Genomic DNA, 12,849 nt, shown 5'->3' with positions numbered 1-12,849 from the left:
ATCGGCTGCTGGCCGGGCCCGTGGACCCGGTCGACGTTCTCGTCCACCACGGTTCCTCCCCATTCCTCCTGCCGAGGATAGGCCCAGTGACCGCGCCGGGCCGGCCGTCGCGGGCCGGCCGCGTCGGTCGCGTCGGGGACGCCGAGGTCAGCCCGCCCAGACCGCCCAGGCACCCGGCTCGGTCCACCAGGACCGCTTCCGGCTCAGCTCGCCCTCGGCCCCGTCGTCGAGGAACGGGACCTTCCCCTCGCGGGGCAGCACGGCCACGGCCCGGCCCCGGGCGCGTCGTACCTCCAGCCGGACCCGCTTCCTGCCCAACGCCGAGCGGGTCACCACGGGAACGGCGACCGCCACCTCGACCAGCCCGTCCGTCGGGTCCGGGTCGTCGAGCAGGGCCACGTCGTCGAGCCGGGCGTACCCGCCCGCGTTGCCGACCGCGCAGGCCAGCAGCGGATCGTCGCCGTTCGAGAGCACGGCGTCGTCCACCTCCACCCGCCCGCGCCAGTGCAGCGGCCGGCCGCTGTCGTCGGCGGCGCCGAGGAGCGCGCCGTCCAGGGTCACCGAGCCGCCGTCGTTGCGCAGCAGGTCGAGCCGGCGGGGCGTGCCGTCCAGCACCGCGGCGGCCACCGCCGCCGGGTCGCGGGGCAGCCCGAGCTGCGCCGCCAGGTCACGGTGCGTCGTGCTTCCTGCCGGATCGAGCGGGAGTACGCCGATCGACGGCAGGTCCGGCACCGTCCGGTTGCCGGGCAGGTCGTCGGGGCGGCGGCTGGGCGGTGGGGCGTACCGCCGGACGAGCCGGCGCACGACGGCGCGCAACTGGGCGTCGCTGGCCGAGGCGACCACGAGCCGGGCCTTGGAGTCCGGGTCGGGCCAGGTGAGGCCGTCCGGGCGGGGCGGGCCGTCGAACCGGGCCAGCACCTCGTCGATCTCGGCGTCGGAGCGGGCGGTGACCGTCTCGACCCGGGCGCCCCGGGCGGTGAGCGCGTCCGCGCAGGCCAGCACCGGCACCCGCGGGGTGTCGCAGCGCCCGTCGGCCGTAGCGCCACCGGCGGGGGCACAGGCGTCGGCGGCCTGGGCGCCCCCCTCTAGAGGCGCCGCGCCGCAGCAGCCGCCGCTGCCGCAGGCCCCGCCGGACGCGTCGCGCTCCGAGCCGAGGGTGAGCAGCACCACGTCGTACACGGAAAGGCCTCCTGCCTCCCGACGCGACCCCTGCCGGCCGCGCCGCCACTACTTGTTAGCCTGACACCCCGGGCTCGCTGACCGGTCGCCACCTGGCACCCGAGCCTTCTGGAGGCGAAGAGATGCCAGCGATCGTGCTCCTCGGTGCCCAGTGGGGCGACGAGGGCAAGGGCAAGGTTACCGACCTGCTGGGTGGGCGGGTCGACTACGTCGTGCGCTACTCCGGCGGCAACAACGCCGGCCACACGGTGATCACGCCGGACGGCCAGAAGTACGCGCTGCACCTGATGCCGTCGGGTGCGCTCTCCCCGAGCGCGATGATCGTCATCGGCAACGGCGTCGTGGTCGACCCGAAGGTGCTGCTGGCCGAGATCGACGGGCTCGCCGAGCGCGGTGTCGACGTCAGCCGCCTGCGGATCTCCGGCGACGCGCACCTGATCATGCCGCACCACCGGGCCCTCGACCGGGTCGTCGAGCGCTACCTCGGCAGCTCCCGCATCGGCACCACGGGCCGGGGCATCGGCCCCGCGTACGGGGACAAGGTCGCCCGGATGGGCATCCGGCTCCAGGACCTGCTCGACCCGGGCATCCTGCGCAAGAAGCTGGAACTGGCGCTGCGCGAGAAGAACCAGCTCCTGTTCAAGATCTACAACCGCAAGGCGATCGACGTCGAGGAGACCGTCGAGGAATACCTGCGGTACGCGGAGCGGCTCAAGCCGTACATCGCCGAGACCCGGGTCATGCTCTGGGACGCGCTGGACCGCGGCGAGACGGTCCTACTGGAGGGTGCCCAGGCCACCATGCTCGACATGGACCACGGCACGTACCCCTTCGTGACCTCGTCGAACCCGACGGCCGGCGGCGCCTGTGTGGGCGCCGGCATCCCGCCGACCGCGATCAGCAAGGTGATCGCGGTCAGCAAGGCGTACACGACGCGCGTCGGCTCCGGGCCGTTCCCGACGGAGCTCTTCGACGACAACGGGCAGCACCTGCGCAAGGTCGGCCACGAGTACGGCACCACCACCGGCCGGGAGCGCCGCTGCGGCTGGTTCGACGCCGTCGTCGCCCGGTACGCCTGCCGCCTCAACGGCGTCACCGACCTGGTGGTCACGAAGCTGGACGTGCTCACCGGCCTGCCGAAGGTGCCGATCTGCGTCGGGTACGAGATCAACGGCGAGCGCTTCGACGACATGCCGATGACCCAGACCGACTTCCACCACGCGACTCCGATCTACGAGGAGCTCGACGGCTGGTGGGAGGACATCACCAAGGCGAGGACCGAGGACGAGCTCCCGGAGAACGCCCGCCGCTACGTCGCCCGCATCGAGGAACTCTGCGGCACCAGGGTGAGCGTCGTCGGCGTGGGCCCGGGCCGCGAGGAAAACGTCCTCCGCCACCCCCTCCTCCCCTAACCCCCAGCTCCCCCCCACCCCCTCCCGGGCCCCTGCGCGGTGATCATGAGGTTGGCGGCGAAGTTGATCGCTATCGGTGCTGCTAACCTCATGATCGACTCGGCGGGAGGCGGGGGGCGGGGGCGGGGTGGGGGAGGGGCAGGTTTTCCACAGGGTGGGGTGGTTGTCCACAGAGGGAGCGTGAGGCGGATGGATTGGTCCATGGTGGTCAGCCATGGACCGTTCGGGGGAGTTGCGGCGGATCGCCGGTGGGCAGGACGGGTTGGTCACCCGGGGCCAGGCCATGGGTGTCGGATTCGGCCGGCACGAGATCGACAACCTGGTCGCGTTCGGCCGTTGGCGTCGCGTGGCGCGGGCCGTCTATCTGACTGACGGCGGGGCGGTCGAGGAGGCGTCCCGACGGCAACTGGTCCGCGCGGCCCTGCTGTCGCTGGGGCCCCGGGCGCATGCGGTGCTGGGAACGGCCGCCGAGCTTCACGGCATCGCCGGTCTTCCGCCCAGTGACGAGATCCACGTGGCGCTGCCCGGCACCTCCGCGAGGCAGACGCGGGTTCGGGAACCCGGTCTCGTGGTCCATCAGATCGAGCACCCGGCGGCCTCGGTCGTCCGCATCGGCGGTATGCCCGCCACGAGCCCGCTCTGCACCGTGACGGAGGTGATCCGTCGCGTCGGCCGGTATCCGGCGGTCTCGGTCCTGGACTCGGCGCTGAACCGTCGTCTGATCACCGAGGCTGACCTGCTGACCATTCCGCGCCTGGTCAGAGGCCGGCGGGGAGCCGTGGCCGCGCGCCGTCACCTGGCCGAGGCGGACGGCCGGGCGCAGTCCCCGCTGGAGACCCGCACCCGGCTCCGTTGCGTCGACGGGAAGGTTCCGCCGGACGTCCTCCAGGTGGCGGTGCGGGACGGCGACGGTTATCTGCTCGGGGTCGGCGACCTCGGCTGGCGAGGACCGAAGGTGATCGCCGAGGCCGACGGCCGAGGACCCCACGGCACTCCCGTGGCGGCCTTCGCCGACCGGCGCAGGCAGAACCGCCTGGTCAACGCGGGCTGGACCGTCCTCCGCTTCACCTGGGCCGACACCCTCCACCCCGACTACATCCCTTGGACCGTCCGCGAGGCCATCGCAGCCGCGGCACGACGCCGTCGATCATGAGGTTGGCGGCGAAGTCGATCGCCGTCAGCGCCGTCAACCTCATGATCAACGGGGTGGGGGGTGGGGGTCAGTAGGATGCCGGTGTGCGGGTTCTTCTTCTTGGTGGTGGGGGGCGGGAGCATGCGCTCGCGCTCGGGTTGGCTGCGGATCCGGCCGTCGAGCAGTTGATCGCGGCGCCCGGCAATCCCGGGATCGCCTCGGTCGCCGAGCTACGGGCCGTCGATCCGTGTGACCCGGCGGGCGTTGCCGCGCTGGCGGTGGAGACCGGGGTCGACCTGGTGGTGATCGGGCCGGAGGCGCCGCTGGTGGCCGGGGTCGCCGATGCCGTACGCGCCAAGGGGATCCCCGCGTTCGGGCCGTCCGCCGAGGCGGCCCGGCTGGAGGGCTCGAAGACGTTCGCCAAGGACGTGATGACCGCCGCCGGCGTGCCGACCGCCCGCGCATACACCTGCGCGGACGCGGAGAGCACCGGCCGGGCGCTGGACGAGTTCGGCGCGCCGTACGTGGTGAAGAACGACGGGCTCGCCGCCGGCAAGGGCGTCGTGGTGACCGACGACCGCGCCGCCGCGCTGCGGCACGCCGAGGAGTGCGGCCGGGCCGTCGTCGAGGAATACCTCGCCGGCCCGGAGGTCTCCCTCTTCGTGGTCACCGACGGCGAGGCGGCGGTGCCGCTGCTGCCGGCGCAGGACTTCAAGCGGGTCGGCGACGGCGACACCGGCCCGAACACCGGCGGCATGGGGGCGTACGCGCCGCTGCCCTGGGCGCCGTCCGGCCTGGTCGACGAGGTCATGCGCGACGTCGTCCACCCGACCCTGGCGGAGATGGCCCGGCGGGGCACCCCGTTCGCGGGCCTGCTCTACGTCGGGCTGGCGATCACCGCCGACGGCCCCCGGGTGATCGAGTTCAACGCCCGCTTCGGCGACCCGGAGACGCAGGTGGTGCTGGCGCTGCTGGAGACCCCGCTGGCCGGGCTGCTGCACGCCGCCGCGACCGGCACGCTGGCCGCGCACCCGCCGCTGCGCTGGCGCGACGGCGCCGCCGTCACGGTCGTGGTAGCCGCCGAGGGCTACCCGGCCGCCCCGCGTACCGGCGACGTGATCACCGGGGGCGAGGGACCGGGGATCGTCCACGCCGGCACCCGACGGGGCGCCGACGGGGCGCTGCTCTCCTCCGGCGGCCGGGTGCTCTGCGCCACCGCCACCGGCACCGACCTGCCCGCCGCCCGGTACGCCGCGTACGCGCTGGTCACCGGGGTGGAGCTGGCCGGCTCGCACCACCGCACCGACATCGCCTCCGCCGCCGTCGAGGGTCGGATCAGCATTCCGGGCTGACCGGGCAACCTCCACCCGCCTCGCCTCCGACCCGGTGCCGTCACCCCCCTACGGGCGCGTCCCGGTGCGTGGCGGGCGTCCACAGCCCCTCGACCCGGACGCGCCCCTGTACGCGGGGCGTGTCGCGGCGCGTCGCGGAGGCGTACTGGCCGTTGAGCGGCACGAGTTCCTCCACCCGGTCGCCCGGGCCGCCGGGCGGGGCGGGCGGGTAGCGGGGCGGCTCGTCCAGCGCCCGCAGCGCCGGCAGCGGCGCGGCGGCCAGCGTCGCCACCAGCAGCGCCCCGGCCAGCACCAGGAAGGCGGTACGCAGCCCGACCCATCCGACCAGCGGCCCGGCGAGCAGGTAGCCGGCCGGGCCGGCGGCGTACGCGAACGAGGTCATCACCCCGACCACGCGCCCGCGCAAGCGTTCCGGCGTGCGGGTCTGCATGGCGTAGTTGGACAGCGGGTTGACCGGCCCGTACGCGAGCCCGATCGCGACGGCGAAGCCGATCATGGCCGGGAACGGCGGCAGGGTGGCCAGCCCCACGAGGGCCAGCCCGATGACGACGAGGGAAATCACCATCAGGGTGTGGCGCCGGATCAGCCGGCCCGCCATGCCGGAGGCGAGCGCCCCGACGACCCCGCCGGCGCTCATCGCCATGAGCAGCGCGCCGAGCCTGGCCGGCTCCCCCCGGCCGACGAACCACGCCGGCAGCAGCACGCCCTCGACCGGCAGGTAGAGCGCGGCCAGCACCATCGTGAGCAGCGCGATGGTCCGCAGCAGCTTGTCCCGCCAGACGAACCGCAGCCCCTCGACGGTGCCGCGCCACAGCCCGGACGGGGGACGTTCGGGGCGGCCGGCCCCGGGCAGCCGGACGGCGGCGATCATCGCGACGGCCAGCGCGAACCCGGCGGCGGTGACCCAGAGGGTCGAGCCGGGGCCGATCGCGGCGATGAGGATGCCGCCGACGCCGGGCCCGATCAGGAAGGCGAGCCCCCAGACCGCCTCGTGCACCCCGTTGGCGCGTTCGATCCGCCAGCCGGCGGCCTGCGCGGCGGCCGGCAGCAGCGTCTCCCGGGCGGTCAGGCCGGCCGGGTCGAACACCGCGCCGAGCACGGCCAGCGCCACGATCCAGCCGAGGTTCAGCCCGAGCAGCGCGTCGACCACCGGGATCGCGGCGACCGAGACGGCGGAGAGCGTGTCGGAGACCAGCGCCGTACGCCGCCGGCCGAGCAGGTCCACGACGGTGCCGGAGACGAGGCCGGACAGCAGCAGCGGCAGGGCGGTGGCCGCCGCGACGACGCCGGCGGCGGTGGGGCTGCCGGTGCGTTCCAGCACCAGCCAGGGCAGGGCCACGTTCGCCACGCCGTTGCCGGTGTTGGAGAGCAGGGTCGCCGCTTCGACCAGCAGCAGCGGTGCCTTCCGTGGTGCCGGCTGGCGGTGACGGGGATGGTGGCGGTGACGGGCACGGCGGCGCGGTCCGGAGCCGATCATGGTGCCGTCAGCCTAGGGGCGGCCGGGCATCCGGGCAGTAACGGCCGGGGAACGGTCAGCCGTAGTAGCGGCGCAGCTCGCGGGCCAGCACCTTGCCCGTGGCGTTGCGGGGCAGGTACTTCACGAAGACCACGTCCCGGGGTACGGAGAACCGGGCCAGGTAGTGCCGGACGTATTCGCGGACCGCCTCCGGGTCGAGCGTCTCGCCGGGGTGCAGGGCGAGGAACGCGGCGAGGCGCTGGCCGTACTCCTGGTCCGGTACGCCGATCACGGCGGCCTCGCGTACCTGCGGCAGCCGGGCGATCAGGTCCTCCACCTCGGCCGGGAAGACGTTCTCCCCGCCGGAGACGATCATGTCGTCGGCCCGGCCGTCGACGAAGAGCAGCCCGCCGGCGTCGAGCCGTCCCAGGTCGCCGGTGTCGAGCAGGCCGTCGCGGTGCTCCCGGACCGCCCCCGAGGTGTAGCCCTCGAAGAGCATCTCGTTGCCGACGAAGATCCGGCCGACCTGTCCGGCCGGCACCGGCTCGCCGGCCGCGTCGAGGATCGCCAGCCGGGTGCCGTGCGGCGGGCGGCCGGCGGTGGTCGGAGCCGCGCGCAGGTCGGCGGGGCCGGCGATGGACGCCCAGGAGACCTCGGTGGAGCCGTAGAGGTTGTGCAGCACGTCGCCGTAGACGTCCATGAACCGCAGGGCGAGGCCGCCCGGCAGCGCGGAACCACTGACCGCGACCACCTTCAGCGGGGGGCGGGGGTCCGGCGGCGGCACCTCCAGGAGCCGTTGCAGCATCACCGGCACGGCGAAGAGCGCGTCGCAGCGCTGCGCCACGAGGGCGGCCAGCGTGGCGGCCGGGTCGAACCGGCGGTGCAGCACGACGGTGGCCCGCAGGGCGAAGCAGACCTGGAGGGCCGCGTAGCCCCAGGTGTGGAAGAGCGGCGCGGCGATCATGACGGTGTCCCGGGCGTGCAGCGGGATCCGGTCAATGATGGAGACGAGCGGGCCGAACCCGTTCGGGGTGGGGCGCCGGGCACCCTTGGGGGCGCCGGTGGTGCCGGAGGTCAGCACGATGATCCGGCCGTCGCGCTCGGGGGGACGCAGCTCGCCGGGGACCACGCCGGCGACGAGCGCCTCCCGGGCTCGCTCGTCGAGCCGCTGCACCTCGGCGGGGAGGTTGGCGACCCGGTCGCCGAACTCGGCGTCATGCGCCAGCACCCGCAGCCGCTGCTCCTGCGCGACGGTGGCGAGCTGGCCGGTGGAGAGCCCGGTGTTGACCAGCACCGCGTCCGCGCCGAGCAGGGTGGCGGCCACGATCGTCTCGACCGGGCCGTGGTGGTTGCGGCAGAGCACGCCGACCCGGTCCCCGGGTCGTACCCCGAGCGCCGTCCGCATCCCCCGGGCCAGCCGCTCCGACCGGTCGAGCAGTTCGGCGTACGTCAGGCGGGTGCCCTGCTCGTCGACGACGGCCGCCCGGTCGGGGTCGCGGGCGGCGGCCTGGCGCAGCTCGCCGGCGATGTTCCAGCCCCACCTGCGCAGCGCCTGGAGCTGCGAGGCGACGCGGATCGGTCGGCCGGGGGCGAGCAGCCCGCGTCGGGTCAGGGTGGCGACGACGAACGGCAGGTCCATGACGCGGCCTCCTCGTGCGGTGCGCGTGGGGCCCCCGGGCCGGGGACCCCACGCGGGCGATCTGGAGATCGAGCGCGCAGCGGTACGGGCGCGGCGGACGTCCGGCCCCTGGACGGCGACCGCGCCGGCGGTGGTCAGCGGATCTGGACGCCGGAGATGGCCCGGGAGATGACCAGCCGCTGGATCTCGGAGGTGCCCTCGAAGATGGTGTAGATCTTGGCGTCCCGGTACCAGCGTTCGACCGGGTGGTCCCGCAGGAAGCCGGCCCCGCCGAGCAGTTGCACGGCCCTGTCGGTGACGGAGACGGCCACCTCACCGGCCTTCAGCTTGGACATCGAGCCCTCGCCGGCGGTGAAGGGCCGGTTGTTGCGGCCCATCCAGGAGGCCCGCCAGACCAGCAGCCGGGCGGCGTCGATCTCCATCTTCATGTCGGCCAGCGCGAACGCGACCGCCTGGTTCTCGATGATCGGGCGGCCGAACTGGACCCGCTCCTTCGCGTAGTCCAGGGCGTACTCGTAGGCGGCCCGGGCCACGCCCAGCGCCTGCGCGCCGACGGTGGGCCGGGAGAGCTCGAAGGTGCGCATCGCGGCCTGGCCCGAGACGCGCTTGCCGGAGCGGGCCCGGTCGAGCCGTTCGAGCAGGGCGTCCCGGCCGCCGAGCAGGCAGCGCCCCGGCACGCGTACGTCGTCGAGGAAGACGTCGGCGGTGTGCGACGCGCGCAGGCCCAGCTTGCGCAGCTTGCGGGTCGCGGCCAGGCCGGCGGTGCCCGGCGGTACGACGAACGCCGCCTGCCCGCGGGAGCCGAGCGTCGGGTCGACCGAGGCGGTGACCACGTGCACCCCGGCGATCCCGCCGTTGGTGGCGTACGCCTTCTGGCCGCTGAGCACCCACTCGTCGGTCGCCTCGTCGTAGACGGCGCGGGTGCGCATCGCGCCGACGTCGGAGCCGGCCTCGGGCTCGGTGGTGCAGAACGCGGCGACGGCCGGCTCGTCGACGGTGCCGAAGCACTGCGGCACCCATTCGACCATCTGGTCGGGGGTGCCGGCGCCGTAGATCGCGGCCACCGCGAGGGAGGTGCCGAAGATGCCCAGCCCGATGCCGGCGTCACCCCAGAAGAGTTCCTCGCTGGCGATCGGGAGGGAGAGGCCGGTGGGGTCGGCCCAGCAGGTGGCGAGGAACTCGAAGCCGTAGAGGCCGACCTTCGCCGCCTCCTGGATGATCGGCCAAGGGGTCTCCTCCCGGGCGTCCCACTCGGCCGCGGCCGGGCGCACGACCTCGGCGGCGAAGCCGTGCACCCAGTCGCGCAGATCCCGCTGTTCCTCGTTCAGGTCGAGCGAGAACTCGGCCATGTCAGGCCTTGGGGATGTCGAACAGGTTGGCGATGTTGGCGGCCAGGCCCAGGTCGCCCTTGGCCTTGAGCTTGCCGGTCATGAACATCATGACGGGGTTCGCGCCACCGGAGACGATCTTCAGGAACTCGACCGGGCCCATCGTGAGGCTGAGCTTCGGGTCGTGCTGCGGGGTCTCGTTGACGGTGCACGTGCCGTCGGCGACGACCACCTCGTAGGTGTCGGTGCCCCCGTCGGGACGGCCGGTGATGTTCCAGTGGATGACCGCGTTGGTCGAGCCGGCCCGGTCGGCGCGGAAGAGCTGCGGCATCCGGCCGAAGACCTCGCCGAGGATCTTGCCGCGCAGGTCGCCGGACATCACCTCGGCGATCTTGTCGTCCGGGGTGGACTTGACCAGCTGGGCGAACTCCTTGGGGCCGACGTTCGCGAAGTTGGCCGGGTCGAAGTCAGTCATGGGGCTGCACCTTCCGGGTATTGGCTACTCGTGCGTAACCTTACGGGCGAGTAGGTATGCTCGCAAGGTGTCCACCCCACCCACCTTCAAGCGCCTCCCCCGGGCCGTACGCGAGCAGCAGATGCTCGACGCGGCCGTGAAAGTGTTCTCACGCAGGGGCTTCCACGCGGCCAGCATGGACGAGATCGCCGAGGACGCCGGCATCTCCAAGCCCATGGTCTACGCGTACCTCGGCACGAAGGAAGAACTCTTCGTCGCCTGCCTGCACCGGGAGGGCACCCGGATGATGCAGGCCATCGCCGGGGCCGCCGCCCCCGAGTTGCCGGCCGACGAGCGGCTCTGGCGCGGGCTGCGCGCCTTCTTCGGCTTCGTCGGGGCGCACCGCGACGGGTGGGCGGTGCTCTACCGGCAGGCCCGGGGCGAGCAGCCCTTCGCCGGCGAGCTGGCCGGCATGCGGGCCCGGCTGGTCGAGGTGGTCGCCGGGATGCTCGACCACGCGCTGCGCGCCGAGGGCCGCGAGGTGGGCGAGACCGACCTGGAGGTCGTCGCGTACGCCCTCGTGGGGGCGACCGAGTCGCTGGCGGACTGGCTCGCCGACCACCCGGAGGCCGACCCGGAGAAGACCGCCACCCGGATGATGAACGTCGCCTGGCTCGGTGCCGGTCAACTCCTCCACGGCGTCACCTGGCACCCACGGGTGCCCCCCGGCTGAGCGGCGGCTCCACGGTCGCGCGTTCAATGGCGAGACGTGGCGCGGCGCCTGCGCTGGCGTAGCCAGCGGGCGGACTCCAGCAGCAGGGTGACCGCCAGCGAGAGGCCCACGCCGGCGAGGATGCCCTTGACCGGGTCGCGTTCGAAGGCCAGCCCGCCGAAGTAGCCGAGCAGGGTGCAGTAGAGCGCCCAGCTCACCGCCGCGATGGCGTCGAAGAGCAGGAACGACCGGAGCGGGTAGCGGACCGCGCCCATGGTGAGGGTGACCGCCGTCCGGCCACCGGGGACGTACCGGGACGTGGTCAGGATCAGCCCGCCGCGCCGATGCACCGCCCGCCGGGCCCACTCGGAGCTGGCCCGGCGCCGGCTGCCCGCCGGGAAGCGGGCGAGCCGGTTCGCGCCGCCGCCGCGCCCGATGGCGTACGAGACGTGGTCGCCGAGGCACGCCCCCAGCGCGGCGGCGACGATCACCCCCACCAGGTCGGGGTCGCCGCCCGTGGCGAGCACCGCGGCGGTGATCACGGCCGTCTCGCCGGGTACGGCGGGGAAGAACGCGTCGACCGCGGTGAGCCCGAAGATCAGCAGGTACACCCACGGTGAGGCGACCAGCTGCCGGAGCAGGTCGAGCACGGACTCCATGCCTCCCATGCTCGCCGCCCGACAGGCCCCCGGTCCCCGACTCCCAGAACCCTCTCCCCCACCCCCTCGCCCTCCCGTCCACCCTGAGCGTCGATCTTGCACTTGAGGTCCGGACAAATTTTGCAAAACTCGCATCGGGAGGACGGAAGTGCAAGATCGACGCCTGAGGCGGGGTGGGGGGCGCCTGAGGGGGGTCAGGGGGTGGTGAGGAGGGAGGGTGGGGTCAGGAGCGGGCCGTGTGAGGCCTTGTCGTTGGCGGTGGGGCCGTGGGAGGTGAGCACCACCGGCGCGGTCAGCTCCGTGGACACCGCCTCCACCCAGTCGGGCGGGGCGTCGTCGTACACCGGGCGGGAGCGCAGCAGGCGGGCGGTGAGCGCGGCCTGCCGGTCCAGGTCGCCGGGCGGTCCCGGGGTGAGCCGGTCGGTGGTGTCGTAGCGGCGGCAGATCCGCAGTCCGGGGCCGGCGAGGTCGAGGTGGGTGAGCGCCAGGCCGTCGACCCCGCCAGCCGCGGCGAGGGCGTACCGGTGGGCGACCGCGTCGAAGTGGCCGAACCGGAACCGGCCCTGCCACGGGTTGGTCGGGTTGTGCGGGTCGCTCAGCGACAGGGTCGGGTCCTCGGTCACCAGCGGGCCGGGCCCGTGCCGGGTGGTGACCACGCGCAGCACCCCGATCCGGGTGACGTCGCCGGGCTGGCCCGCCTCGGCGAGCAGGCCGTCGACGTTGGCGAAGGTGGTGGTGCTCCACGTCGTGTACGGGTGGAAGCCGTGCCACTCGTCGAGCAGTACCCCCTGCGCGCCCTCGAAGACGCAGGTGCCGGCCCGCAGCGCCCCGGCCAGCCAGCTCCGGTCGACGATCGCGACCCGCCCGGCGAAGCCGGTGAACGCGGGCAGGCAGTCGTCGACGGGCGGGGCGTCCAGCGGGCCGAGCTCGGCGGTCAGCCGGTCCCGCAGGGCGGTCAGCCGCCGCCGCAGCAGCGCCGGATCGCCGCAGTCGGCCACCCGGGGCGCCTCGTCGGGGTGGGCGAGCCCGTACGCGACGGTCTCGCCCACCCCGAGCCCGCAGGAGCCGTGCCGGTCGGCTCCCCGGGCGATCTCCCGGGCCCGGTTCGCGGCCCGGTGGTACGGGGTGGCGAGCAGCGCCTCCCCGTCGACGGTCAGCCGGTCGAGCGCGTCGGGCACCCCGACCGAGGCGAGGTGGTCGGCCTCGGCGGCCAGCGCCAGCGGGTCCACCACCACGTGCCGCGACAGGTGCGTACGGACGCCGGGGTGGAACGTGCCGGCGCCGAACTGCGCGAACGTGTGGTGCCGGCCGTCGCGCAGCACGACGTTGTGCGCCGCCTGCGCGCCCCCGTTGAAGCGGACCACCGTGTGCACGGGCCGGGTGGCGCAGAGCCAGTCCACGACCGTGCCCTTGCCGGCGTCGCCGTAGCCGAGGTCCACCACCGCGACGTGCCTGCTCACCGGACCTCCCCGCAGCCGCCGCCGGAGCCCTGCCCGCTGCCGCAGCGGCGGCCGGAGCCGCCGCCG

11 protein-coding genes are annotated in these 12,849 nt (G+C 74.2%); 4 read left to right on the top strand and 7 right to left on the bottom strand.

What is annotated here, in order from left to right; all coding sequences use genetic code 11:
• Window positions 1-147: 147 nt before the first annotated feature.
• The gene (locus tag EV374_RS13455) at window positions 148-1,179 is read right to left on the bottom strand and encodes a hypothetical protein (RefSeq protein ID WP_132235194.1); all 1,032 of its coding nucleotides are present in this window, start codon (window positions 1,177-1,179) and stop codon (window positions 148-150) included.
• 122 nt (window positions 1,180-1,301) lie between these two features.
• Between EV374_RS13455 and EV374_RS13450 the strand changes: the two genes are divergently transcribed.
• The 3 genes from EV374_RS13450 (at window position 1,302) to purD (ending at window position 5,075) form a co-directional block, all read left to right on the top strand.
• On the top strand, window positions 1,302-2,591 hold the full coding sequence (locus tag EV374_RS13450; RefSeq protein ID WP_132235192.1) for an adenylosuccinate synthase: 1,290 nt from the start codon (window positions 1,302-1,304) through the stop codon (window positions 2,589-2,591).
• Window positions 2,592-2,805: 214 nt separating this feature from the next.
• Window positions 2,806-3,744 carry a PDDEXK family nuclease gene (locus EV374_RS13445; protein ID WP_132235190.1) on the top strand — a complete coding sequence of 313 codons (939 nt, stop codon included), beginning with the start codon at window positions 2,806-2,808 and terminating at the stop codon, window positions 3,742-3,744.
• 83 nt (window positions 3,745-3,827) lie between these two features.
• On the top strand, window positions 3,828-5,075 hold the full coding sequence (gene purD, locus EV374_RS13440; protein ID WP_132235188.1) for a phosphoribosylamine--glycine ligase: 1,248 nt from the start codon (window positions 3,828-3,830) through the stop codon (window positions 5,073-5,075).
• A 40-nt stretch (window positions 5,076-5,115) separates the two neighbouring features.
• Here the strand turns inward: purD and EV374_RS13435 are convergent, their stop codons facing one another.
• The 4 genes from EV374_RS13435 to EV374_RS13420 all read right to left on the bottom strand — a co-directional run bounded on the left by EV374_RS13435 (window position 5,116) and on the right by EV374_RS13420 (window position 9,973).
• Window positions 5,116-6,552, bottom strand: coding sequence for an MFS transporter (locus EV374_RS13435; RefSeq protein ID WP_132235186.1), 1,437 nt, complete (start codon window positions 6,550-6,552; stop codon window positions 5,116-5,118).
• A gap of 55 nt (window positions 6,553-6,607) precedes the next feature.
• The gene (locus EV374_RS13430; protein WP_132235184.1) at window positions 6,608-8,170 is read right to left on the bottom strand and encodes an AMP-binding protein; all 1,563 of its coding nucleotides are present in this window, start codon (window positions 8,168-8,170) and stop codon (window positions 6,608-6,610) included.
• A 134-nt stretch (window positions 8,171-8,304) separates the two neighbouring features.
• A complete protein-coding gene (locus EV374_RS13425; RefSeq protein ID WP_132235182.1) occupies window positions 8,305-9,519 on the bottom strand; it encodes an acyl-CoA dehydrogenase family protein in 1,215 nt (404 codons plus the stop codon).
• A gap of 1 nt (window position 9,520) precedes the next feature.
• Window positions 9,521-9,973 (bottom strand): SCP2 sterol-binding domain-containing protein, encoded by a 453-nt coding sequence (locus tag EV374_RS13420; RefSeq protein ID WP_132235180.1) that lies wholly within the window; start codon window positions 9,971-9,973, stop codon window positions 9,521-9,523.
• Between the two features lie 67 nt (window positions 9,974-10,040).
• Between EV374_RS13420 and EV374_RS13415 the strand changes: the two genes are divergently transcribed.
• The gene (locus EV374_RS13415; RefSeq protein ID WP_132235178.1) at window positions 10,041-10,685 is read left to right on the top strand and encodes a TetR/AcrR family transcriptional regulator; all 645 of its coding nucleotides are present in this window, start codon (window positions 10,041-10,043) and stop codon (window positions 10,683-10,685) included.
• Between the two features lie 23 nt (window positions 10,686-10,708).
• Here EV374_RS13415 and EV374_RS13410 read toward each other — a convergent pair whose 3' ends face one another.
• Window positions 10,709-11,323 carry a DedA family protein gene (locus EV374_RS13410; RefSeq protein WP_132235176.1) on the bottom strand — a complete coding sequence of 205 codons (615 nt, stop codon included), beginning with the start codon at window positions 11,321-11,323 and terminating at the stop codon, window positions 10,709-10,711.
• Between the two features lie 194 nt (window positions 11,324-11,517).
• Window positions 11,518-12,783 carry an adenylosuccinate synthetase gene (locus EV374_RS13405; protein ID WP_132235174.1) on the bottom strand — a complete coding sequence of 422 codons (1,266 nt, stop codon included), beginning with the start codon at window positions 12,781-12,783 and terminating at the stop codon, window positions 11,518-11,520.
• Between the last annotated feature and the right edge of the window lie 66 nt (window positions 12,784-12,849).

It is taken from the genome of Micromonospora sp. CNZ303 (genome assembly GCF_004345505.1).
The sequence above is the reverse complement of the archived record's forward strand: the minus strand, read 5'-3'. Positions and strand labels throughout refer to the sequence as shown.

Bases quoted from the DNA above. Each gene is read 5' to 3' on its own strand.
- EV374_RS13445 (WP_132235190.1), top strand. From the start codon at position 2,806: ATGGACCGTTCGGGGGAGTTGCGGCGGATCGCCGGTGGGCAGGACGGG.
- EV374_RS13420 (WP_132235180.1), bottom strand. From the start codon at position 9,973: ATGACTGACTTCGACCCGGCCAACTTCGCGAACGTCGGCCCCAAGGAG.
- EV374_RS13450 (WP_132235192.1), top strand. From the start codon at position 1,302: ATGCCAGCGATCGTGCTCCTCGGTGCCCAGTGGGGCGACGAGGGCAAG.
- EV374_RS13435 (WP_132235186.1), bottom strand. From the start codon at position 6,552: ATGATCGGCTCCGGACCGCGCCGCCGTGCCCGTCACCGCCACCATCCC.
- EV374_RS13425 (WP_132235182.1), bottom strand. From the start codon at position 9,519: ATGGCCGAGTTCTCGCTCGACCTGAACGAGGAACAGCGGGATCTGCGC.
- EV374_RS13430 (WP_132235184.1), bottom strand. From the start codon at position 8,170: ATGGACCTGCCGTTCGTCGTCGCCACCCTGACCCGACGCGGGCTGCTC.
- EV374_RS13410 (WP_132235176.1), bottom strand. From the start codon at position 11,323: ATGGAGTCCGTGCTCGACCTGCTCCGGCAGCTGGTCGCCTCACCGTGG.